Annotated in this window: 20 protein-coding genes; 7 read left to right on the top strand and 13 right to left on the bottom strand. The window is 72.2% G+C overall.

Going from position 1 to position 21,775, the window contains the following annotated elements; all coding sequences use genetic code 11:
- Positions 1 to 72: 72 nt before the first annotated feature.
- The 5 genes from OEB99_RS11945 to OEB99_RS11925 form a co-directional block, all read right to left on the bottom strand.
- Positions 73 to 1,089 carry a lactonase family protein gene (locus tag OEB99_RS11945; protein WP_263577490.1) on the bottom strand — a complete coding sequence of 339 codons (1,017 nt, stop codon included), beginning with the start codon at positions 1,087 to 1,089 and terminating at the stop codon, positions 73 to 75.
- Between the two features lie 111 nt (positions 1,090 to 1,200).
- Positions 1,201 to 2,376 carry a multiple monosaccharide ABC transporter permease gene (gene mmsB, locus OEB99_RS11940; RefSeq protein WP_263577489.1) on the bottom strand — a complete coding sequence of 392 codons (1,176 nt, stop codon included), beginning with the start codon at positions 2,374 to 2,376 and terminating at the stop codon, positions 1,201 to 1,203.
- Entirely contained in the window at positions 2,373 to 3,944 is a 1,572-nt protein-coding gene (gene mmsA, locus OEB99_RS11935; protein ID WP_263577488.1) for a multiple monosaccharide ABC transporter ATP-binding protein, read from the bottom strand. Before mmsA ends, mmsB begins: the two co-directional genes overlap by 4 nt.
- Positions 3,945 to 4,049: 105 nt before the next feature.
- A complete protein-coding gene (gene chvE, locus OEB99_RS11930; protein ID WP_263577487.1) occupies positions 4,050 to 5,195 on the bottom strand; it encodes a multiple monosaccharide ABC transporter substrate-binding protein in 1,146 nt (381 codons plus the stop codon).
- Positions 5,196 to 5,402: 207 nt separating this feature from the next.
- Positions 5,403 to 6,542 carry an ROK family protein gene (locus tag OEB99_RS11925; protein WP_263577486.1) on the bottom strand — a complete coding sequence of 380 codons (1,140 nt, stop codon included), beginning with the start codon at positions 6,540 to 6,542 and terminating at the stop codon, positions 5,403 to 5,405.
- Positions 6,543 to 6,714: 172 nt separating this feature from the next.
- On the opposite strand from OEB99_RS11925, the gene xylA reads away from it, so the two are divergent.
- Positions 6,715 to 7,902, top strand: coding sequence for a xylose isomerase (gene xylA / locus OEB99_RS11920; protein ID WP_263577485.1), 1,188 nt, complete (start codon positions 6,715 to 6,717; stop codon positions 7,900 to 7,902).
- Between the two features lie 3 nt (positions 7,903 to 7,905).
- Complete coding sequence (gene xylB, locus OEB99_RS11915) at positions 7,906 to 9,378, top strand: xylulokinase (RefSeq protein WP_263577484.1); 1,473 nt, start codon at positions 7,906 to 7,908, stop codon at positions 9,376 to 9,378.
- A 76-nt stretch (positions 9,379 to 9,454) separates the two neighbouring features.
- Here the strand turns inward: xylB and OEB99_RS11910 are convergent, their stop codons facing one another.
- The 4 genes from OEB99_RS11910 to OEB99_RS11895 form a co-directional block, all read right to left on the bottom strand.
- A complete protein-coding gene (locus OEB99_RS11910; RefSeq protein WP_263577483.1) occupies positions 9,455 to 11,773 on the bottom strand; it encodes a beta-xylosidase/alpha-l-arabinosidase in 2,319 nt (772 codons plus the stop codon).
- 117 nt (positions 11,774 to 11,890) lie between these two features.
- Positions 11,891 to 12,769, bottom strand: coding sequence for a carbohydrate ABC transporter permease (locus OEB99_RS11905; RefSeq protein WP_263577482.1), 879 nt, complete (start codon positions 12,767 to 12,769; stop codon positions 11,891 to 11,893).
- Complete coding sequence (locus tag OEB99_RS11900) at positions 12,766 to 13,809, bottom strand: carbohydrate ABC transporter permease (RefSeq protein WP_263577481.1); 1,044 nt, start codon at positions 13,807 to 13,809, stop codon at positions 12,766 to 12,768. Before OEB99_RS11900 ends, OEB99_RS11905 begins: the two co-directional genes overlap by 4 nt.
- Before the next feature lie 5 nt (positions 13,810 to 13,814).
- Positions 13,815 to 15,125 (bottom strand): ABC transporter substrate-binding protein, encoded by a 1,311-nt coding sequence (locus OEB99_RS11895; protein WP_263577480.1) that lies wholly within the window; start codon positions 15,123 to 15,125, stop codon positions 13,815 to 13,817.
- Between the two features lie 109 nt (positions 15,126 to 15,234).
- On the opposite strand from OEB99_RS11895, the gene OEB99_RS11890 reads away from it, so the two are divergent.
- Together OEB99_RS11890 and OEB99_RS11885 are read left to right on the top strand one after the other, a co-directional pair.
- A complete protein-coding gene (locus OEB99_RS11890) occupies positions 15,235 to 16,245 on the top strand; it encodes a LacI family DNA-binding transcriptional regulator (RefSeq protein ID WP_263577479.1) in 1,011 nt (336 codons plus the stop codon).
- Positions 16,245 to 17,207, top strand: a complete 963-nt coding sequence (locus tag OEB99_RS11885; protein WP_318011414.1) for an acetylxylan esterase — start codon at positions 16,245 to 16,247, stop codon at positions 17,205 to 17,207. Before OEB99_RS11890 ends, OEB99_RS11885 begins: the two co-directional genes overlap by 1 nt.
- A gap of 57 nt (positions 17,208 to 17,264) precedes the next feature.
- Here OEB99_RS11885 and OEB99_RS11880 read toward each other — a convergent pair whose 3' ends face one another.
- The 4 genes from OEB99_RS11880 to nadC form a co-directional block, all read right to left on the bottom strand.
- Complete coding sequence (locus tag OEB99_RS11880; RefSeq protein WP_263577478.1) at positions 17,265 to 17,594, bottom strand: histone-like nucleoid-structuring protein Lsr2; 330 nt, start codon at positions 17,592 to 17,594, stop codon at positions 17,265 to 17,267.
- A 93-nt stretch (positions 17,595 to 17,687) separates the two neighbouring features.
- Positions 17,688 to 17,867 carry a hypothetical protein gene (locus tag OEB99_RS11875; protein WP_263577477.1) on the bottom strand — a complete coding sequence of 60 codons (180 nt, stop codon included), beginning with the start codon at positions 17,865 to 17,867 and terminating at the stop codon, positions 17,688 to 17,690.
- A gap of 7 nt (positions 17,868 to 17,874) precedes the next feature.
- A complete protein-coding gene (lysS, locus tag OEB99_RS11870) occupies positions 17,875 to 19,332 on the bottom strand; it encodes a lysine--tRNA ligase (protein ID WP_263577619.1) in 1,458 nt (485 codons plus the stop codon).
- 124 nt (positions 19,333 to 19,456) lie between these two features.
- Positions 19,457 to 20,365 carry a carboxylating nicotinate-nucleotide diphosphorylase gene (gene nadC / locus OEB99_RS11865; protein WP_263577476.1) on the bottom strand — a complete coding sequence of 303 codons (909 nt, stop codon included), beginning with the start codon at positions 20,363 to 20,365 and terminating at the stop codon, positions 19,457 to 19,459.
- Positions 20,366 to 20,444: 79 nt separating this feature from the next.
- On the opposite strand from nadC, the gene OEB99_RS11860 reads away from it, so the two are divergent.
- The 3 genes from OEB99_RS11860 (at position 20,445) to OEB99_RS11850 (ending at position 21,752) form a co-directional block, all read left to right on the top strand.
- A complete protein-coding gene (locus OEB99_RS11860; RefSeq protein ID WP_263510342.1) occupies positions 20,445 to 20,792 on the top strand; it encodes a rhodanese-like domain-containing protein in 348 nt (115 codons plus the stop codon).
- 61 nt (positions 20,793 to 20,853) lie between these two features.
- On the top strand, positions 20,854 to 21,117 hold the full coding sequence (locus OEB99_RS11855; RefSeq protein ID WP_263577618.1) for a metal-sensitive transcriptional regulator: 264 nt from the start codon (positions 20,854 to 20,856) through the stop codon (positions 21,115 to 21,117).
- Positions 21,114 to 21,752, top strand: a complete 639-nt coding sequence (locus OEB99_RS11850; RefSeq protein WP_263510341.1) for a class I SAM-dependent methyltransferase — start codon at positions 21,114 to 21,116, stop codon at positions 21,750 to 21,752. Before OEB99_RS11855 ends, OEB99_RS11850 begins: the two co-directional genes overlap by 4 nt.
- Positions 21,753 to 21,775 lie beyond the last annotated feature (23 nt).

Below are 21,775 nucleotides of genomic sequence, written 5' to 3'. Positions count from 1 at the left end.
GTCGGGTTGTCACGGAGGCCTGCGCGAGCGTCCCCGCCTCGGTGCCGTTCGCGCGCCGCCCGTCCGGCAACCTCAGGGCCGCGGCAGGATAAAGGTCGGCGACGGGATCTCGAGCTGGTCGACGACCTCCGCCTGCGGCACCCCGTCGACCATGGCGTGCACCGTGACCCGGTGGCCGCGCTCGCCCGCGACGAGCAGGCACCCGTCCACCACGGCGTGATGGCGCGGCCAGGCCGGTGTGGGGATCGTGCCCCGCGGCACGAGGCGACGACCCACGACGTCGACCACGGCGATCTCGTCCGGGCCGCGCACCCCCACGAACGCCCGGTCACCCTCGGGCGAGACCGTGACGTGCGCCGGCAGCGCGGGCGGTTCAGCGAGCTCGAGGCGATCGAGCGGCTCGACCCGTGCGGTCGTGGCGTCCCAGCCCAGCAGGTAGAGGGTCGCCGACAGCTCCCCGACCACCAGCAGGTCGCCGTCCCGGGTGACCGCAGCGTGCCGGGGCCCCGTGCCGAACGGCAGCCGACCCGCGATCTCGTCGACCGTGAGGACGCCGTCGGCGCCGGCCCGGTAGCGGCGCAGCTCGTCGGTGCCCAGGTCGAGCGCGAGCACGACGTCGTCCACCAGCACGGCCGAGTGCACGTGCGGGCCCGCCTGGCGCTCGTGCGGGCCGATGCCGGAGTGCTCGAAGATCTGCCCCACGCCGCCGGCGAACCCGCCGTCCGGGCTGAGCGGCACCGCGGCGAGCGACCCGCTGCTGTACTGCGCCACGTACAGCGTCCGTCCCGAGGGGTGCACGAGCAGGTGGCACGGGTCGCTGCCGCCCGACGTGATGCGTTCCCGCTCGACCAAGGAGCCGTCCGCTCCGACGGCGAGGGCCAGCACCATGCCCGGGGCCGTCTCCCCGACCGCGTAGAGCGTGGCGCCGTCCGGGCTCAGCGCGAGGTACGAGGGCGCGGGCACCTCAGCCACCTGCCGCGCGACGAGCCGGCCGGTGGCCGGATCGGTCTCGGCGTACCAGATGCCCTCACCGGTACCGACCGGAGTCCCGGCACCGTCCGCGGGATACGTCCCGATCCACAGCCTCATGGGTCCACCCTGGCAGGTCGGCTCACCGCCCGCGTACCCGGCTCGCCCGGGCACGAGAGTGCCGCGCGGCCCGACGACGACCGGGCCGCGCGGCACACGGAGGGGATCGGGTCAGCGGGTGCCGGCCCGCCGCTTGTTCACCAGGTCGAACGCGACCGCGAGGACCAGCACCAACCCCTTGACCACCTGCTGCCACGCCGGGTCGACGCGCATGATCGACAGACCCATGTTGAGCACGCCCATGATCAGCGCACCGACCATGACGCCGGAGACCCGCCCGATGCCGCCGCTGACGGACGTGCCACCGATGAAGCAGGCGGCGATCGCGTCGAGCTCGTACAGGTTGCCCGCCTGAGCGGTGGCGGCCCCGGACTTCGACGTGGTCACCACGGCGGCGACCGAGGCCAGCACGCCCATGTTCACGAAGATCATGAAGTTCATCCGGCGGGTGTTGACGCCGGACAGCACCGCGCCCTGGAAGTTGCCACCCATCGCGTACACGTTGCGACCGAAGACGGTGCTCTGCGTGACGAACGAGTAGACCGCGATGACCACCCCGATGATCACCAGGACGATCGGGGTGCCCCCGCGGCTCCCGGCCAAGGTCCACGCGAAGAACGCGACCAGCACGGACACGAGCGCGAGCTTGAGCACGAGCGCGCCGGCCGACTCGGTCTCCAGGCCGTGCTTGCGCATCGCACGGCGGGACCGGAGCTGGGTGAAGACCAGCAGGCCGATCACCGCCACACCGATCAGCAGCGTCACGACGTCACGGTTCGCGATGTAGCCGAGCGCGTTCGGGATCGACCCGTTGGAGATCGCCACGAACTCCTTCTCGGTGCCGATCGACACGGTGACACCGACGAGCAGGATCGCCAGGCCTCGGAACGCGAGCCATCCGGCGAGCGTCACGATGAACGCCGGGACCCCGACGAACGCGACCCAGAAGCCCTGCCACATGCCGACCACGACGCCGAGCAGCATCCCGCCGAGGATGGCGAGCCACCACGGCAGACCGACGTGCGTCATGAGCAGAGCGACGACGCCGCCGATGAAGCCCACGATCGACCCGACCGACAGGTCGATGTGGCCGGCGATGATCACGATGACCATGCCGGCGGCCAGGATCATGACGTACGCGTTCTGCTGGATCAGGCTCGCCACGTTGTTCGGCAGCAGCAGCTTGCCGCCCGTGGCCAGCTGGAAGAGCAGCACGATCAAGAAGAGCGCGCCGACGATGCCGTACTGGCGGATGTTGCCGCCCAGCATCTCCTTGAGGGCGGTCACTGGGACACCTCCTGGTCCGAGTTGGTCATGTAGCGCATGAGCGTGGCCTCGGTGGCGTCCTCACGGAGCACCTCGCCGGTCACGCGTCCTTCACTGATGGCGTAGATCCGGTCGCACATCCCGAGCAGCTCGGGCAGCTCCGAGGAGATGAGGATGATCGCCTTCCCCTCGGCGGCGAGGCGGTTGATGATCGTGTAGATCTCGTACTTCGCGCCGACGTCGATGCCGCGGGTCGGCTCGTCGAGGATCAGCACGTCGGCGTCCGTGAAGATCCACTTGGACAGCACGACCTTCTGCTGGTTGCCGCCCGACAGGTTGCCGGTGATGACGTCGACGCTCGGCGCCTTGATGTTCATGCTCGTCCGGTACCGCTCGGCGACGTTGGCCTCGGCGCCGGCGTCGACCACGCCGCGGGTGGAGACCTTGCGCAACGACGCCGAGGCGATGTTCCGCTTGATGTCGGTCAGCAGGTTCAGCCCGAAGCGCTTGCGGTCCTCGGTCGCGTAGGCGATCCCGGCCGAGATCGCCGCACCCACGCTGTGCGGGGTCACGTCCTTGCCGTCCTTGATCACCCGGCCGGAGATCCGGGTGCCGTAGGCGCGACCGAAGACGCTCATCGCGAGCTCGGTGCGCCCGGCGCCCATGAGGCCGGCCAGGCCGACCACCTCGCCGGCGCGCGCCGTGATCGATGCACCGTCGACGACCTTGCGCTCCTGCTGGATCGGGTGGTGGACGGTCCAGTCCTCGATCCGGAGCACCTCCTCCCCGATGTGCGGCTCACGGGTCGGGAACCTGGCCTCCATGGCGCGGCCGACCATGGAACGGATGAGGTCCTCCTCGGTGACGGTCCCGGTCCCGAAGTCGAAGCTGCGGATCGTCCGGCCGTCCCTGATCACCGTGGCGCTGTCCGCGACCCGGAGGATCTCGCCGAGCTTGTGGCTGATGATGATCGAGGTGATCCCGCGCCGGCGGAGGTTCTCGATCAGGCCGAGCAGGTGGGTGCTGTCCTCGTCGTTGAGCGCCGCGGTCGGCTCGTCGAGGATGAGCAGCTTCACGTCCTTGCTCAGGGCCTTCGCGATCTCCACCAGCTGCTGCTTGCCGACGCCGATGTCGTAGATCCGGGTCTCCGGCTTCTCCCGCAGGCCCACCTCGGCGAGGAGCCGCGCCGCGTCGGCGTTGGTCTGCTCCCAGTCGATCACCCCGCGCTTCGCGCGCTCGTTGCCGAGGAACAGGTTCTCGGCGATCGACAGGTAGGGGCTCAGCGCGAGCTCCTGGTGGATGATCACGATGCCGTGGTGCTCGCTGTCCCGGATCCCGCGGAACTCCACGGGGCGGCCGTCGAGCACGATCTCGCCCTCGTAGGTGCCGTGCGGGTACACCCCGGAGAGCACCTTCATGAGCGTCGACTTGCCGGCTCCGTTCTCGCCGCAGATGGCGTGGATCTCACCCCTGCGGACCTCGAGCGAGACGTCCTCGAGGGCCTTGACCCCGGGGAAGGTCTTGGTGATGGCACGCATCTCGAGCACGATCTCGCGCTGCGACGGCGTCAGCTCCCCGTGCTGGTTCATGTCGGCTCCGCTCCGTCTCGTGGGCTGGCGGGTTCGTGGCGCGGCGACGGACCTCGGGCGGTGCCGCTGCGTCGCGCCGCCGCACCGCCCGAGGTCATGCCTGCGTCAGAGGCCGAGGTCCTCGGCGCTGTAGAAGCCGGATGCCACGAGGGTGTCCTCGATGTTGTCGGCGGTGACGACCACGGGCGGGATCAGGTAGGTCGGCACGACCTTGACCCCGTTGTCGTAGGTCTCGGTGTCGTTGGTCTCGACGGTCTCGCCGGCCGTGATCTCGTCGATCATCGTCGCCACCCGCTCGGCGAGGGTGCGGGTGTCCTTCCAGACCGTCATCGACTGCTTGCCCGCGATGATGTTGAGCACGTTCGCCTGGTCGCCGTCCTGGCCGGTGAGCACCGGGTAGCCGTCCCCGGGCGTGTAGCCGGCGCCCTCGAGCGCCTGGGCGATGCCGAGCGCCAGCGAGTCGTTCGGCGACAGGACGGCGTCGAGCGCGGTGCCGTCGGCGTAGAACGAGTTGAGCCGGGTGGTCATCTCGTCCTGGGCATCCTCCGAGCCCCAGCCGGGGATGCCGATGCTCTGCCACTCGTCGTTGCTGGCCGGCGACTTGCCCGACGGCGTGGCGAGCTGGCCCGCCTCGACGTAGGGCAGCAGCACGTCCCACGCGCCGGAGAAGAAGAACTTCGCGTTGTTGTCGTCCGGCGAGCCCGCGAACGGCTCGATGTTGAACGGGCCGGCACCGTCGGCGAGCCCGAGGGCCTCCTCGATGTACTGCCCCTGCATCTGCCCGACCATGTAGTTGTCGAACGTCGCGTAGTAGTCGACGTCCGGGGTGTCGTTGATCAGACGGTCGTAGGCGATGACCGTGATGTCCTGCTCCTTGGCGGTCGACAGGATCGGTGCGAGCGCGGTTCCGTCGATCGATGCGATCACGAGGATGTCGGCACCCTCGTTGATCATGTTCTGGATCTGCGAGATCTGCTGGTCGACCTTGTTGTCGGCGTACTGCAGGTTGGTGTCGTAGCCGGCCGTCTGGAGCAGCTCCTCCAGGTGCGAGCCGTCCTTGTTCCAGCGCTCGAGGCTCTTGGTCGGCATCGCGATCCCGACCAGCATCTCCGAGCCGGCTGCCGAGCCGTCGCTGCTCGAGGTCTCACCGCCGGGCTCGTCCGTGCGCTCGGCGCTGCAGGCGGCGAGCCCTCCCACCAACAACGAAGCGGCGGCAACTCCGGCGGCAGCTCTGATCCACGTCCTTGACATCGTTGTCCTCCCGTTGGGTCCAGCGCCACGTCACTGTGGCTCTCGTCCGCGACCAACGCCTTAGTTGGTTTATTCAACATATCAACTCGACGCGATCAGGGCGAGGGTCTCCTGGCACCTGTTTCGATCACCGTTCGGTCACGACGAGCCGGCCGTCGGACGGCCCCGGCACCGGCCCCGGCACCGGCACCGGCGGCCGGATGCGGCTCAGAGCGCCGCGGACTCCTCGTCCCCGCGCACCCAGGCCTCGGGGTCGTCCGCGATCGCCTCGAGCACCGCCCACGCGCCGCCGGACATGGCCGGGAAGCGGCCTGCCGCCGCGGCCTCGATCCGCAACGCGCTCCACGGCGCGGACAGCACGCGGGCGTCGAGCTGCGCCCGGATGCGCGGCGCGAGGCGCGGCGCGAGACCGGCGTAGATGCCGCCGAGCACCACGCACTCGACGTCCACGATGTTCAGGACGGCCGAGAGCGCGAGGCCCAGCGCGTCGGCCGCGCGGTCGAGCGCCCGCTCCGCCCGCTCCCCCCCGTCGAGCAGCGCCGCCACCGCTGCGGTCCGGGGCAGGCCCGCGGCGTCCAGGAGCGCGTCCTGGCCGGCGAGCTCCTCGAGCTGCCCGCCCCGGTCGAACGACCCCTCGGTCCCGAGCGCGACGTGGCCGATCTCGCCGCTCCAGCCGTGCACCCCACCGAAGATCGTCCCGTCGAGGACGATCGCGCCACCGATGCCGACCTCGCCGGAGACGTAGACGAAGCTCGCGGGTCCACCGACCCGACGAGCCCTGGCCTCGGCGATCGCCGCGAGGTTGGCCTCGTTGCCGAGCCACGGCGGCACCTGGGCCAGCACCGGGTGCCGCGCGAGGTGGGCGAGGACGTCCACGTCGCGCCAGCCGAGGTTCGGCGCGAGACGCAGCGGTCCGGTGATGCTGTCCACCAGGCCCGGGAGCGCCAGCGCGGTACCGGCCACGGCGACGCCCCGGTCGGTGAGCGTGGTCACCACCTCGCCCGCGAGCTGCGCGAGCCGGTCCATCACCGGACCCGGCTCGCTGCGCCGGAAGTCGTCGTGCACGATGCGTTCCACCGGCACCTGACCCGCCATGTCGATCGCGCACACGCCGAGGTAGTCGACGTTGATCTCCATGCCGATCGCCACCACCGTGTCCAGCGCAGCCGTGAGCGGCACGGCCGGCCGGCCGGCCCGCTGCCCCGCCACCGGCTCGAGCTCGCGGATCAGCCGGGCGGCGAGCAGCTGCTCGACGAGCGCCGAGACGGTCGCCCGGGTCAGCCCGGTCGACGCCGCGACCTCGGCCCGGGACACCGGGCGAGGTGAGCCGAGGACCTCGCGCAGCACAACGCCTAGGTTGTGAGTACGGAGGCTGCGCTGCCTGGCCGCGCCGGACGGGCCGCGCAGGCTGCGCGACGACGGTCGGGGCGCCCCCGGCTCAACGGACACGGCTTGACCCTACCGCACCGGACGATATAAGTTCATCCATACAACAAATCCGCTCGACGAGGAGCCAGCGATGGTGCGCAAGCCCACCCCCGAGGACAAGTTCTCCTTCGGTCTGTGGACCGTGGGATGGCCGGCCCGTGACCAGTTCGGCGACGCGACCCGGCCTGACCTCGACCCGGTCGAGTCCGTCCACCGGCTCGCCGAGCTCGGCGCGTCCTACGTGACCTTCCACGACGACGACGTCGTGCCGTTCGGCTCCGACGACGCCGAGCGCGAGCGGATCCTCGAGCGCTTCCAGGCCGCGCTCAAGGAGACCGGCATCGAGGTGGAGATGGTGACGACCAACACCTTCACCCACCCGATCTTCAAGGACGGCGCGTTCACCTCCAACGACCGGCGGGTGCGCCGTTACGGCCTGCGCAAGGTGCTGCGCAACGTCGACCTCGCCGGCCGGCTCGGCGCCAGGACGTTCGTGATGTGGGGCGGGCGCGAGGGCGCCGAGTACGACAGCGCCAAGGACCTCAAGGCCGCGCACGACCGCTACGCCGAGGGCATCGACGCGGTCGCGGCGTACATCAAGCAGCAGGGCTACGACCTCAAGATCGCGCTCGAGCCCAAGCCGAACGAGCCCCGCGGTGACATCCTGCTGCCGACCATCGGCCACGCCCTCGCGCTGATCGACCGGCTCGACAACGCCGACATCGTGGGCCTGAACCCCGAGGTCGGCCACGAGCAGATGGCCGGGCTGAACTACACCACCGGCATCGCCGAGGCGCTGTGGGCCGGGAAGCTCTTCCACATCGACCTCAACGGCCAGAAGTCCATCAAGTACGACCAGGACCTGGTGTTCGGCCACGGCGACCTGTTCTCCGCCTTCGCCACCGTCGACCTGCTCGAGAACGGCTTCCCGAGCGGCGGCCCGACCTACGACGGGCCCCGGCACTTCGACTACAAGCCGTCGCGCACCGAGCACATGCAGGGCGTGTGGGACTCGGCCGCGGCCAACATGGCGACGTACATCCTGCTCGCCGAGCGCGCCACGGCGTTCCGAGCGGACCCCGAGGTCAAGGCGGCGATGGAGGAGGCCGGCGTGTTCGACCTCGCCATCCCGACGATGGCCGAGGGCGAGACCTTCGCCGACCTGCTCGCCGACCGGTCCGCCTACGAGGACCTCGACGTCGACGCCGTCGCCGAGCGCAACTTCGGCTTCGTGCGCCTCAACCAGCTGGCCCTCGAGCACGCGCTCGGCGCCCGCTGACCCATGGCCCTCGTCGCCGGGGTGGACTCGTCCACCCAGTCGTGCAAGGTCGTGGTCCGGGACGCCGCCACCGGCGCCCTGCTGCGCAGCGGTCGGGCCTCGCACCCGGACGGTTCCGAGGTCCACCCGCGGTTCTGGTGGGAGGCGTTGTCCGCGGCACTCGCCGAGGCGGGCGGCCTGGACGACGTCTCGGCGGCGGGCGTGGGCGGCCAGCAGCACGGCATGGTCGCGCTGGACGCCGGCGGCGAGGTCGTCCGGGACGCGCTGCTGTGGAACGACACCCGCTCCGCCCAGGCGGCCGTGGACCTGATCGCCGAGCTCGGCGACGGCGACCCGGCCGCCGGGGCGGCGGCGTGGGCGGACGCGATCGGCTCGGTCCCGGTCGCGTCGCTCACCGTGACCAAGCTGCGTTGGCTGCGCGACCACGAGCCCGAGCTCGCCGCCCGGGTCGCCGCGGTCGCCCTTCCGCACGACTGGCTCACCTGGCGCCTGGCCGGCTACGGCCCCGCCGCCGAGGGCGGCGTGCCGGACCTGACCGCGCTGACCACCGACCGCTCGGACGCGTCCGGCACCGGGTACTGGTCCGCCGCCACCGGGGAGTACCTGCCCGAGCTCGTCGTCCGCGCGCTGGGCCACGAGGTCACGCTGCCTCGGGTGCTCGGCCCGGCGGAGATCGCCCAGCAGGTGCACCGGCCCGGCAACCCGGCCGGTGACCTGCTGCTCTCCCCCGGCGCGGGAGACAACGCAGCTGCGGCCCTCGGTCTCGGCATGGTCCCCGGCGACGTGACCGTGTCGATCGGCACCTCGGGCGTGGTCTCCGCGATCAGCCCGCACGCGACCGCGGACGCGAGCGGCATGGTGACCGGGTTCGCCGACGCCACCGGCGCGTACCTGCCGCTGGCCTGCACGCTCAATGCCTCTCGCGTGCTGGACGCCGCGTGCCGGCTGCTCGGCGTCGACCACGCCGGGCTGTCCGCGCTCGCGCTGTCCGCACCGGCCGGCGCGGACGGTCTCGTGCTCGTGCCCTACCTCGAGGGCGAGCGCACCCCGAACAAGCCGGACGCCACCGGCGCGCTGCACGGCATGCAGCTCGCCAACACGACGCCCGCGCACCTGGCCCGCGCGGCCGTCGAGGGCATGCTCTGCGCGCTCGCCGACGGCCTCGACGCGCTGCACGACCAGGGCGTCCCGGTCGAGCGGGTCCGCCTGATCGGCGGGGGCGCGCGGTCCGAGGCCGTCCGGGCGATCGCACCCGCGGTCCTCGGGCTGGACGTCCTGGTGCCCGAGGCCGGCGAGTACGTCGCCGACGGCGCGGCGCGACAGGCGGCCTGGGTCCTGGCCCGCCGGGCCGACACCGCCGCACCGGCACCGACCTGGGTCCTGGCGGCCGAGGAGCTGCGCAGCGCCGAGCCGACGCCCGGCGTCCGCGAGCGCTACGCCGCGGTGCGCGACCTGGTGGCCGACCGCCCCGCCTGAGGGGCGCGACGCTCCGGTCGCGGGTCGGGGCAGCCGGGTCGGTGCGGCCCCGACCCGCGACGCACGCCAGGGTCGGTCAGGCCGGGTGCACGGCCGTCCGGACCTCGCGCCGGTCCGCGACGGTGACCGAGTGCACCGGGCCGACCAGCGTGGTCGTCGTCGCCGGCCCGGGGTCCGCCGCGGAGCGCCCGACCCAGACCTGCACCTCACCCGGTTCGACCACCCGCACCATGCGCCGGTCGCTGAACGCGAGGCGTGTGGTCGGCACGTCGAGCTCGACCACGGCGCGCTGCCCCGGCGCGAGCTCGACCCGGTGGAACGCGACCAGCTGCGCGACCGGCCGGGTGACCGAGGCCACGACGTCGTGCGCGTAGACCTGGACCACCTCGGCGCCGGCGCGGTCGCCGGTGTTGGTCACGGTCACCCGGACCCGCAGCGAACCGTCGGTCGGCACCTCGGCGGGCACCTCGAGCCCGGTGTGCTCGAACGTCGTGTAACCCAGCCCGAAGCCGAACGGGCGCGCCGGGGTCGGGTCGGCGGTCGTGACGTCGCTCGGCCCGCCGAGCGGCGGGTGCAGGTAGGAGAAGGGCTGCGCCCCCGCGGAGCGCGGCAGGCTCATCGGCAGCCGGCCGGAGGGGTTGACCCGCCCGCTCAGCACGCCGGCCACCGCGCGCGCACCCTCCTCACCGGGGAAGAACGCCTGCACCACGGCCGCGCACCGCTCGACGGCCCAGCCCACGGCATAGGGGCGGCCGGTGAGCAGCACGAGCACCACCGGTGTGCCGGTGGCGAGCACCGCCTCGACGAGGTCCCGCTGGACGCCCGGCAGCTCGAGCGAGTCGGCGTCACAGCCCTCCCCCGACGTGCCGCGGCCGAACAGCCCGGCGTGGTCACCGACCACGACGACCGCCACGTCCGCCGCGGCGGCGAGCTCGGCGGCCTCCGCGATGCCGGACCGGTCGAAGTCCTGGACGCCGCAGCCCCGCGCGTAGGTCACTTCGGCGCCGCGGCGCTCGCCCAGCTCGGCCCGCAGGGCCTCGAGCACCGTGGGCGCCTCGATGCCGAGCGGCACCTCCGGGTGGTGGTCGAGCACGTGGTTGACGAACGAGTAGCAGCCGAACAGCGCGTGCGCGCGGTCCGCGTTGGGCCCGAGCACCGCGACCCTGGCCGGCGCGGCCAGCGGGAGCGTCCCGTCGTTGCCGAGCAGGACCACCGACTCCTCGGCGACCCGCGCGGCGATCGCCCGATGCTCCGGCGGGTCGAGGTCGATCGCCCCGCTCGGCTCGGCCTGGTCGATCGCGTCCGGCGCGAGCAGGCCGAGCTCGGCCTTCTGCGCGAGCGTCCGGCGCACCGCGCGGTCCACGAGCTCCACGGGCACCGTCCCGGCCCGGACCGCCTCGGCGAGCGGGGCGAGGTAGGCGTGGCCGGTCGGCAGCTCGATGTCCACCCCTGCGGCGAGCGCCTGCGCGGCCGCCTCGCCGAGGTCGCCCGCGACCCGGTGCAGGGTCTGCAGGAAGGCGATCCCGAAGTAGTCCGCGACGACCGTGCCGTCGAACCCCCATCGATCGCGCAGCACACCGTGCAGCAGGGCCGGGTCGCCGGCCACCGGGACACCGTCGATCTCGGCGTAGGAGTGCATCACCGAGCGGGCTCCGCCGTCGAGCACGGCCATCTCGAACGGCACCAGCAGCACGTCGGACACCTCGCGCGGCCCGGCACTCACGGGGGCGAGGTTCCGCCCGGCGCGCGAGGCCGAGTACCCGACGAAGTGCTTGAGGGTCGCGAGCACCCCGGCCGACTGCAGACCACGCACGTAGGCGGTGCCGACCTCGCCCACCAGGTACGGGTCCTCGCCGATGCACTCCTCGACGCGGCCCCAGCGCGGGTCGCGGACCACGTCGAGCACCGGCGCGAGGCCCTGGTGCACGCCCAGGCCGGCCATCTGCTCGCCGATCGCGGCGGCCATCTCGCCGACCAGCGCGGGGTCGAAGGTCGCACCCCAGGCCGGCGGCACCGGGTAGGTCGTGGCCCGCCACGCGGCGAGCCCGGTGAGGCACTCCTCGTGCGCGACGGCCGGGATGCCGAGGCGCGTCCCGTCGACCAGGTGCCGCTGGCGCCGCCACAGCTCGCGCCGCCCTTCCTCGGGCTCGACCGGCGCCGATCCGAAGATCCGGGTCAGGTGTCCGAGGCCGTGCTCGGCGAACCGCTCGAAGGGCGGCAGCTCGGTGGCCATGGCCTCCTGCAGAGGCGCGACCTCCTCGCCCGCCGAGGTCTCGGTGCTCCACAGCCCGACGATCGCGGCGAGCTTCTCCTCGAGCGTCATGCGCGCCAGCAGGGCGTCGACCGCGTCGTCGCGCGCCCCGCCCACCGAGGTGGCGGTGGTGGTGTCGGTCACGGTGGGTTCCTCACCGGGCTCCGGGACGGAGCCCTCGTCGGTTGCGGGCGCAGCGGGTGCGCGGGCGGTTCGCCAGCGGTGCGCGGTCGGTGCGGGCGGTGTCGGTCTCGATGTCGGTCAACCCTTCACAGCGCCTTGCAGGCCGTTGACGATCCGGCGCTGCATGGCCAGGAAGAAGACCAGGGCGGGGATCATCGCGAGCGACGTGTAGGCGAAGATGCCGGCGATGTCCGCGGCGTACCGGGTGGAGAAGTCCGCGACGCCCAGCGGCAGGGTCTTCATCCCGTCCTCGCGCAGCAGCAGCAACGGCAGCAGGTAGGCGTTCCAGGAGCCGACGAACGCGAGCACGCCGACGGTGACCATGCCCGGCCCCGAGAGCGGCAGCAGGATCCGCCAGAAGAAGCCGATCCGGCTCGCGCCGTCGAGCATCGCCGCCTCCTCGAGCTCGGTCGGCAGCGCCATCAGGAACGGTCGCAGGATCACGATCGTGGTAGGCAGCGCGAACGCGGCCTGCGGGAGCGCGACGCCCCACCAGGTGTTCCCGAGGCCGAGGTCGTTGGTGATCATGATGAACAGCGGGATCACCGCGACGGCGGCCGGGAACAGCAGGCCGAGCACGAAGACCATGTAGAGCGGCTCACGCAGCCGGAACTGGTACCGCGCCAGCGGGTACGCCGCCATGACACCCGCCACCACGACGATCGCCGTGGTGATCACGGCCACCATCGTCGAGTTCAGCGCGTACTGCCAGAACCGGCCGTCGGTGAGCACCCCGGTGTAGTTGCTCAGGACCCACGGGGACGGCCAGCCGGACGGGTTGCGGGACAGGTCGGTGTTGGTGCGGAAGCCGGAGATCACGCCGTAGAGCACCGGGGTCAGCGTCACCGCGACGACGGCGAGCGCGATCCCGTACACCAGCGGGTTGCCGCCGCCCTGGACCGTGCGGCGACCGCGCCGGGCGACCGGCGCCCGGGTCGTGGCCGGAGCTGCGCTCATGCCGCCACCTCCCGGTCGGCCCGGCGCGTGCGCCGGCGCGACGAGCGGGGCGCATCGACCAGGTCGCGGCGCAGGATGAGGCGCTGGTACGCGATCGCGAACACCAGGGCCACCACGAACAGCACGACCGAGGCGGCCGAGGCGATCCCGATCAGGTTGCGGTCCACGCCCCACGAGTAGAGGAACGTGGCCATGGTGTTGGTCGACTCGGCCGGACCGCCCTTGGTGAGGATCCAGACCATGTCGAAGACCTGGATCGAGCCGATCATCGACAGGAAGGCCCAGGTCCGGATCGTCGGGCCGAGCAGCGGGATCGTGATCCGCCGCTGGGTCTGCCACCAGGTCGCGCCGTCGAGCTGCGCGGCCTCGTGCAGCTCGTCCGGCACACCCTGCAGCCCGGCGAGGAAGAGCACCACGGCCAGACCGAGGTACTTCCAGGTGAGCACGACCATGACCGCGCCGAGCGCGAACCGCGGGTCGCCGAGGAAGCCCTGTTCCGGGGTCGGGATGCCGAGCGAGCCCGCGACGGTGTCCACCAGCCCGTAGTCCGCGGTGAGCAGCTGGCGCCAGATCACGCCCGCGATCACCTCGGAGAGCACGTAGGGCACGAACACGATGGTCCGCAGCAGGCCCTGGCCGTGGATCCTGCGGTTCAGCAGCAGCGCGATCCCCAGGCCGAGCGGCAGCTGCACGACGATCGAGACGACCATGATGATCAGGTTGTGCACCAGCGCGTCGGTGAAGACGTCGTTGGTCAGGACGTAGGCGAAGTTGCGCAGACCGACGAAGTCGACCAGGGGCCCGTAGCCCTTCCAGCTGTACAGCGAGTACTGGACGGCCTTGATCACCGGCCAGACCACGAACACCCCGAACACGACCAGCGCGGGGGTCACGAAGAACGTGACCTCGAGCGCCGTGCGGAGGCCGGCTCGCCGCGAGCGCCGGGCCGGGGCCGCCGGCCGTGCCGAGGCACGACCGGCGGCCGTCGACGACGCGCCCGGTGCGCTCGCGTCCTGCTCGGCGCGCGCTCCGTCGGTCACGGCCGTCACTCCAGCTCCGCCGCCTTCTCGGACTCGGTGATGATCGTGTCCGGTGCGGCCTGGCCGGCGAAGACGTTCACGATCGCGGCGTTCATCGCGTTGCCGACGTTCGTGCCCAGCGCGGTGTCGAAGTAGAGCTGGACGTAGGGCGCCGCGTCACGGAAGGCGAGCAGCGAGGCGAGCGTCGGGTCGGACACGGCCCCGGTCGCGGCCGGGTTCGTGGGCAGGCCCATGTCGAGCTCGGCGAAGCCGGTCTGCACGTCGTCGGAGAGCAGGTAGGTGATGAAGTCCACGCACTCCGGCGGGGCGTCGGCCGAGCAGGCCCACGCGTCGCCGCCGCCGATCGCGGCACCCGGGTCGCCCTCGCCGCCGTCGATCGCCGGGAACGGGAACCAGCCGAGGTTCTCCATCGGGGTGCCGTCGTTGAGGCCCTGCATCACGCCGGGCTCCCAGTGGCCCTGCATCTCGGCGGAGACCTGGCCGTTGACCAGCAGGCCGGAGGCGGAGGTCGCGCCGGCCTGCGCCACGGTGGCCAGGTAGCCGTCGTTGAACGGCTCGGAGTCGACGAAGGCCTTCAGGTCGTCGGCCGCCCGCAGGAAGCAGTCGTCGGAGAAGTCGTAGCTCGCCAGACCGTCGGTCAGGGTCTGCTGCGAGCACTCGCGCAGCGCGAAGTAGTAGTAGTAGTGCGCCGCCGGCCAGCCGTCGGCCGCGCCCACGGACAGCGGGGCGATCCCGTTGGCCTTCAGGGTGTCGATGTCCGTGTAGAACTCGTCCCAGGTGGCCGGCGGCTCGAGCCCGTTGTCGGACCAGATCTTGGTGTTGTACCAGAAGCCCACCACGCCGACCGAGAACGGCAGCGCGTAGGTCTTGCCGTCCACCTGCCAGCCGGCGACCGAACCACCGAGCGTGGTGATCGTGTCGGCTGCGGTGTCGGAGATGTCCATGGTGAGGCCGGCCTCGACGTGGTCGCGCAGCTCGCCGCCGCCACGCTCCATGTAGACGTCGGGGGCGTTGCCGGACTGGAAGGCGGCCTCGAGCTGGGTGACCATGTCCTCGTGCTGCATGGCCTCGACCTCGATGGTGACGTTCGGGTGGTCGGCCGTGAAGGCGTCCGCGACGTCCTGGTAGTACTGCATGCCGGGGTCGGTGTTGGAGTTGTGCCACCAGGTGAGGGTGACCTGGTCACCCCCGGCCGAGCCTGAGGCCGAGCCTGAGTCCGAGCTGCCGTCGCCCGCGTCGGCGGTGCCGCTGCAGGCCGCGAGCAGGGCTGCGCTGCCGAGCAGCGCGACGACGGACATGCCTCGCTTGATCGCCATGTGTCTTCCTCGAGTCGTCGTTGACGGGTGGATGAGCGCGAGCGTGCCACCGTCCCGGGCAGCATGTCAATCGTTATCGATAACGTTTTCCACACGATAGGCTCCCACCATGGCACGGGTGACCATCCACGACGTGGCGCGAGCCGCGGGCGTCTCGGTCGCGACCGTGTCCAAGGTCGTCAACGACCGCTACGGCGTCGCCGCCGGCACGTCCGAGCGCGTCCGGCAGGTGATCGACGAGCTCGGCTACGAGTCGAGCCTGGTGGCCCGCAGCCTGCGTTCCCACCAGACCCACGTGATCGGGATCCTGGTCGCGGAGTTCGAGCCGTTCAGCACCGAGATCCTCAAGGGCGTCTCGCAGGCGATCGCCGGCACGGGCTACGAGCTGCTCGCCTACTCCGGCGGCGGCCAGGTCGGCACCGGCGTGGGCTGGGAGCGGCGCTCGTTGTCGCGGCTCAGCGGCACCCTGATCGACGGCGCCCTCCTGGTGACGCCGACCGTCGTCGACGTCACCGCGCCGGTCCCGGTCGTGGCCGTCGACCCGCACACCGGGCCGTCCGGCCTGCCGACCGTCGACTCGGACAACCTCCGCGGCGCGGTCGCCGCGACCGAGCACCTGCTCTCGCTCGGCCACCGCCGGATCGGCTTCCTCGGCGGCCGCGAGGACCTCGAGTCCTCCCGGCGTCGCGAGGAGGGGTTCCGTCAGGCGATGGCCGCCGCCGGCGTCGAGGTGGACCCCGACCTGGTGCAGGTCGGCGGCTACCGGCGCGAGACCGCGGTGGAGCCGGCCGAGCGACTGCTCTCGCTCGCCGACCCACCGACCGCGATCTTCGCGGCGAACGACCTGTCCGCCCTCGGCGTGCTCGACGTCGCGCACCGGCTCGGCCTGCGGATCCCGCACGACCTGTCGGTCGTCGGGTTCGACGACGTCCCCGAGGCCGTGGCCGCCGAGCCGGCGCTGACCACCGTGCGCCAGCCGATCCAGGACATGGGCGCCGCCGCCACGTCCATGCTGCTCGGCCTGATCGGCGGCGCGGCGGACGACCACACCCACCTGCGCCTGCCGACCTCGCTCGTGGTGCGCGGGTCGACCGGTCCGACCAGTCGCCAGGGAGCCTGATGTACACGGACCTGCCCGAACCCCAGCTCTGGGAGCACACCAGCGACCTCGTCGAGCCCGACGACTTCGACGAGTTCTGGGCCACGACGCTCGCCGAGGCACGTGCGGCCGACCGGCCACCGGTCCTGGAGCCGGTCGACGCCCTGGCCACGGTCGACGTGCACGACGTGACGTTCGCCGGTTTCGCCGGCGACCCGGTCCGGGCGTGGTGGCGGGTGCCGAAGAACGCGGCCGGCCCGCTGCCGGTCGTCGTGCAGTTCGTCGGCTACGGCGGCGGGCGCGGGCACGTGCTGGAGAACCTCCAGTGGTCCGCGGCCGGGTACGCCCACCTGCAGATGGACACCCGCGGCCAGGGTTCGGTCTGGAGCCGTGGCGCCACCCCGGACCCCTGGGGCAGCGGCCCGCAGTTCCCCGGGGTGATGACCCGCGGCATCGAGGACCCGCAGACGTACTACTACCGGCGGCTGGTCACCGACGCCGTGCGCGCGGTCGACCTGGCCCGCACCCTCCCGGGCGTCGACCCCGAGCGGGTCGCCGTCGTGGGCGGCAGCCAGGGCGGCGCGCTCGCGATCGCCGCGGCCGCGCTGGTGCCGCAGGTCCGCGCGGTCGCGGCCCACGTGCCGTTCCTGTGCGACATCGCGCGGGCCATCACGATCACCGACGCCGCGCCGTTCTCCGAGGTGCGTGCGTACCTGAGCCAGCATCGGGACGCCGCCGAGCGGGTGCTGCGCACGCTGTCCTACGTCGACGGGGTGGCGTTCGCCCGGCGCGCGAGCGCCCCGGCGCGGATCTCGGTCGCGCTGATGGACGAGATCGTGCCGCCGTCCACCGTGGTGGCGGCGCACCACGCCTGGGCCGGCCCCAAGGAGCTGCGGGTGTGGCGCTACAACGGCCACGAGGGAGGCGGGCCGGAGGACGACGCCGAGGCGATCGCCTTCCTGCGCCGCGCCCTGGCGTCCTGAGGCAGACACGCCTCGGGCCCGGGCGCGCTCCACGCACCCGGGCCCGACGTCGGTGGATCAGGCGTTGGCCTTCTCGTAGGCGGCCCGCAGCTCGGCCGAGATCCGGCCGCGCTCGCTCACCTCGAAACCGTTGGCACGGCCCCACTCACGGATCTCCGTGCTGTTCGTGCGCGAGCGCCCCGGCGCGGAACGGCGACCCGCACGCGTGCGGCCACCGACCCGGCGACCCGATCCGACATAGGGCGCGAAGGCGTCGCGCAACGCCGCCGCATTCGCCGTCGAAAGATCGATCTCGTAGGCGACACCGTCGAGCGAGAACGACACCGTCTCGTCCGCGGTCCCGCCGTCGATGTCATCCACCAGAACGACCTGAACCTTTTGCGCCATCATGATTCCTCACGTCGTCGACCCCCTGTGAACAGGTCAACAATAACGGAGAATCACAGAAATCCGGCACACCGCGCACCCGGTCGTGGAAAATCAGTCCTCGCGCGGTGGGGCATCTCGTTCAGCGGCATCGCGCTCGGCCGCGTCGATTCGCGCGATCGCGGCGCGCTCCTGCCGGTCCGCGCGGACGATCCAGCGCATCACCAGCCAGAAGATGACGCCGACCCCGATCGGCGGGATGAGCGCCCCGACGGACAGCCAGAACGTGTTCACAGCACCCTCACATCGGCTTGACCAGCGGGAACAGGATCGTCTCGCGGATCCCGAGCCCAGTCATCGCCATGAGCAACCGATCGACGCCCATCCCCATTCCCCCACTGGGCGGCATCGCGTGCTCCATCGCCGCAAGAAAATCTTCGTCCAGCCGCATCGCCTCGTCGTCACCGGCGGCCGCAAGGCGTGCCTGCGCCTCGAAACGTTCCCGCTGGATCACCGGGTCGACCAGCTCGGAATAGGCGGTCGCCGTCTCGACCCCGCGGATGTACAGGTCCCACTTCTCGACAAGACCGTCGGCATCGCGGTGGTCGCGCGTCAACGGGCTCGTCTCGACCGGGAAGTCGCGCACGAATGTCGGCGCGTGCAACGCCGAACCGACATGGTGCTCCCACAGCTCCTCGACGAGCTTTCCGTGGTTCTGCCGGGCGCGATCCACCTGAAGGTCGAAACGTTCGACGAGCTCGAGCAGGCGCTCGACCGAGGTCTGCGGAGTGATCTGCTCGCCGATGGCCTCCGACAGCGATCCGTACAGCGTGATCTGCTGCCACTCGCCGCCCAGGTCGTACTCGGTGCCGTCGGCGAGCGTGACCAGCGTCGTCCCGAGGGCCTCCCGGGTCGCGGTCTGGATGAGGTCCTGGGTCAGCTCGGCCATGGTGTCGTAGTCGCCGTACGCCTGGTACGCCTCGACCATCGCGAACTCCGGCGAGTGGCTGGAGTCCGCACCCTCGTTCCGGAAGTTGCGGTTGATCTCGAAGACCCGCTCGACGCCACCGACGACGGCGCGCTTGAGGAACAGCTCCGGAGCGATCCGCAGGTACAGGTCGATGTCGTAGGCGTTCATGTGCGTGACGAACGGCCGCGCCGTCGCCCCGCCGTGCAGCGTCTGCAGCATCGGCGTCTCGACCTCGAGGTAGCCGCGCCGGTGGAAGTTGTCCCGCAGCGAGCGCATCACGTCCGCGCGCAGCCGCACGGCGTCCCGTGCGGCGGGCCGCACGATGAGGTCGACGCTGCGGTTGCGCACCCGAGCCTCCTCGGACAGCTCCTTGTGCAGCACCGGAAGGGGCCGCAGCGCCTTGGCCGCCATCCGCCACTCGTCCGCCATCACCGAGAGCTCACCGCGCTTGGAGCAGATCACCCGCCCGTGCACGAAGAGGTGATCACCCAGGTCGACATCCGCCTTGAAGGCCTCCAGGCTCTCCTCGCCCACCTCGGCCAGCGAGAGCATCACCTGCAGACGGTGGCCCTCGCCGTCCTGCAGCGTCGCGAAGCAGAGCTTCCCGGTGTTGCGCTGGAAGACCACCCGGCCGGCCACGCCGACCACGTCGTCGGTCTCCTCGCCGGGCGCCAGGCCCTCGTGCGCGGTGCGCACCTGCGAGAGGGTCCGGCTGACGGGCACGCTCACCGGGTACGCCTGGCCGCCCTCGGCGAGGATCCGGTCGCGCTTGGCGCGGCGGACCTGCATCTGCTCCGGGAGGTCGTCGGCGGCGTGGACGTCAGGCGTGGTCACCGCGGGAGTCTATCGGGGGCGGTGCGGCCCGACCGTTCGGCGGTGGGCGCCCCGGCGGGCACGAACGTCGGCGGGAACCTCAGGCGCGCAGGTCGAGCGCGAGGTCGAGGATCGGCGAGGAGTGCGTCAGTCCCCCGACCGAGAGGTAGTCGACGCCGGTCCACGCGACCTCGCGGGCCCGGTCGAGCGTCAGGTTCCCGGTCGCCTCCAGCTCGACCCGCCCGGTCTCGGGCTCACGGGCCCGCACCGCGGCGACGACCTCGGCGAGCAGCGGGGTCGCCATGTTGTCCAGCAGCAGGAAGTCCGCGCCCGCGTCGATCGCCTCCATCGCCTGGGCGAGGGTGTCCGCCTCGACCTGGATCGGCACGTCGTACCGCTCCCTGACCGCGCGCACCGCGGCGCCCACCGAGCCCGCCGCGGCGATGTGGTTGTCCTTGACCATCGCGACGTCGTACAGACCCATCCGCTTGTTGGTGCCCCCGCCGCACCGCACGGCGTACTTCTCCAGCGCGCGCAGGCCGGGTGTGGTCTTGCGGGTGTCGAGGACCGTGGCCGCGGTGCCCTCGAGCGTGTCCGCCCAGAGCCGGGTGTGGGTGGCGATCCCCGAGGCCCGGCACACCAGGTTGAGCAGCGTCCGCTCGGCGACGAGCAGTACCTGGACCGGACCGCGCAGCTCTCCCACGACGTCGCCCCGGGTCACGCGCGCACCGTCATCGACGCGGAGCGTGACCAGTGCGCGATCCAGGTCGAGCCGGGCCGCGACGGCGTCGAGCACCGGCTGCACCACGACCAGGCCGGCGACCACGCCGTCGGCCCGGGCGACGAGGTCCGCGACCCCCTCCTGGCCGAGCGGGATGGTGGCCTGCGTCGTCACGTCCCGGCCGGGCGCCGGGCCGAGGTCCTCGTCGAGCGCGATCTCCACGGTGCGGGCCAGCCAGGCCGGGTCCGGCGGAGCGGGCTGCGGGGAGTGCTCCGGGTGCTCGTCCATGAGTCGACCCTAGAGGCCCGCAGTCGACCGCGACATGACCGGGCTGCGCCCCGCATACCCCAGGGGGTATTCTCTGCGCATGCCCTCCTTCCTGGACCGCCTGCTGAGCCGTGACCCCGACGCCCTTCCCAAGAACGTGCGGGTCGACCGCGCGCTGACCCTGCTGGACGACGGCGCCCAGCTGGTCGACGTGCGCGAGACCTCGGAGTGGAAGTCCGGCCACGCGCCACAGGCCCGCCACATCCCGATGGCCAAGCTGGCCGGCGAGGCGCGGCGGCTGAAGAAGGACGTCCCCGTCGTCGTGATGTGCGCCTCGGGGTCCCGGTCGAAGTCCGCTGCCGCCCAGCTACGATCCATGGGGTACAAGGCCACAAGCCTCTCCGGCGGGATCGCAGCCTGGCGCATGGCAGGCGGATCTGTGAGGTGAGGTGAGCATGGCCGAGGAGTCGTCGACGGCGCAGCAGAAGCCGCGCGGTTCGGAGGTAGGCATGCAGCTCGACCCCGAGGAGCTGACCGCGGTCATCCACCGGCTCCGCCGCGCCCAGGGACAGATCGGCGGCGTGCTCAAGCTGCTGGAGTCCGGGGCCGACTGCGCCGACGTGGTGACCCAGCTGTCGGCAGCGTCCAAGGCGCTCGACCGCGCGGGCTTCGTCATCATCGCCTCCGGGCTCGAGCAGTGCATCACCCGCGGCGACGAGGCCGCGGGCGTGGACCGCGCCAAGCTCCAGAAGCTGTTCCTCTCGCTCGCGTGACCGACCCGGCCCGGGGCACCGCGGCCGACTGGGACCAGCGCTACGCCCAGGGCTCGCCCTGGCACGCCGGACCGAACGTCACGGTCCGCGAGGTCGTGAGCGCGCTGCCGCCCGGCCGCGCGCGTGACGTCGCCTGCGGCGACGGCCGGCACTCGATCTGGCTCGCCGGCCTGGGCTGGTCCGTCGACGCGGTCGACTTCTCCGCGGTCGCGGTCGAGCGAGGTCGCGAGACGGCGGAGCGGCTCGCGGCCGACGGCGCGCTGCCCGGCCCGATCCGGTGGGCGGTCGCCGACGTCAGCACCGATCGCCCCGAGCCCGGCTCGGCCGACCTGGTGCTGCTGAGCTTCGTCCACCTGCCGCCGGACCAGGCCCGCAGCACGCTCGAGCTGTCGGCGAGCGCACTGGCGCCCGGTGGGCGGCTCCTGCTCGTCGGCCACGACCGGACGAACCTCACCGCCGGGGTGGGCGGACCGCGCCGGCACGAGGTGCTCACCGACCCGGACGAGGTCGCCGAGGTCCTGACCGGCGCCGGCCTGCGGGTCGAGCGCGCCGAGATCGTCCGCCGCAGCGTCGCCGGGGCCGACCGGGATGCGCTGGACACGGTCGTCGAGGCCGTCCGCCCGGTGCCGGACTAGGACCTTCGGACTGTCGGAAATAT

Source organism: Actinotalea endophytica (assembly GCF_025717005.1).
GTDB lineage: Bacteria > Actinomycetota > Actinomycetes > Actinomycetales > Cellulomonadaceae > Actinotalea.
Note: the sequence above shows the minus strand (reverse complement) of the source record. Positions and strands in the feature narration are given on the sequence as shown.

What these genes read in the sequence shown, in the direction of transcription:
- OEB99_RS11945 (WP_263577490.1), bottom strand. Translation starts at nt 1,089, where the DNA reads ATGAGGCTGTGGATCGGGACGTATCCCGCGGACGGTGCCGGGACTCCG.
- mmsA (WP_263577488.1), bottom strand. Translation starts at nt 3,944, where the DNA reads ATGAACCAGCACGGGGAGCTGACGCCGTCGCAGCGCGAGATCGTGCTC.
- chvE (WP_263577487.1), bottom strand. Translation starts at nt 5,195, where the DNA reads ATGTCAAGGACGTGGATCAGAGCTGCCGCCGGAGTTGCCGCCGCTTCG.
- xylA (WP_263577485.1), top strand. Translation starts at nt 6,715, where the DNA reads ATGGTGCGCAAGCCCACCCCCGAGGACAAGTTCTCCTTCGGTCTGTGG.
- xylB (WP_263577484.1), top strand. Translation starts at nt 7,906, where the DNA reads ATGGCCCTCGTCGCCGGGGTGGACTCGTCCACCCAGTCGTGCAAGGTC.
- OEB99_RS11905 (WP_263577482.1), bottom strand. Translation starts at nt 12,769, where the DNA reads ATGAGCGCAGCTCCGGCCACGACCCGGGCGCCGGTCGCCCGGCGCGGT.
- OEB99_RS11895 (WP_263577480.1), bottom strand. Translation starts at nt 15,125, where the DNA reads ATGGCGATCAAGCGAGGCATGTCCGTCGTCGCGCTGCTCGGCAGCGCA.
- OEB99_RS11890 (WP_263577479.1), top strand. Translation starts at nt 15,235, where the DNA reads ATGGCACGGGTGACCATCCACGACGTGGCGCGAGCCGCGGGCGTCTCG.
- OEB99_RS11885 (WP_318011414.1), top strand. Translation starts at nt 16,245, where the DNA reads ATGTACACGGACCTGCCCGAACCCCAGCTCTGGGAGCACACCAGCGAC.
- OEB99_RS11880 (WP_263577478.1), bottom strand. Translation starts at nt 17,594, where the DNA reads ATGGCGCAAAAGGTTCAGGTCGTTCTGGTGGATGACATCGACGGCGGG.
- lysS (WP_263577619.1), bottom strand. Translation starts at nt 19,332, where the DNA reads ATGCAGGTCCGCCGCGCCAAGCGCGACCGGATCCTCGCCGAGGGCGGC.
- nadC (WP_263577476.1), bottom strand. Translation starts at nt 20,365, where the DNA reads ATGGACGAGCACCCGGAGCACTCCCCGCAGCCCGCTCCGCCGGACCCG.
- OEB99_RS11860 (WP_263510342.1), top strand. Translation starts at nt 20,445, where the DNA reads ATGCCCTCCTTCCTGGACCGCCTGCTGAGCCGTGACCCCGACGCCCTT.
- OEB99_RS11855 (WP_263577618.1), top strand. Translation starts at nt 20,854, where the DNA reads ATGCAGCTCGACCCCGAGGAGCTGACCGCGGTCATCCACCGGCTCCGC.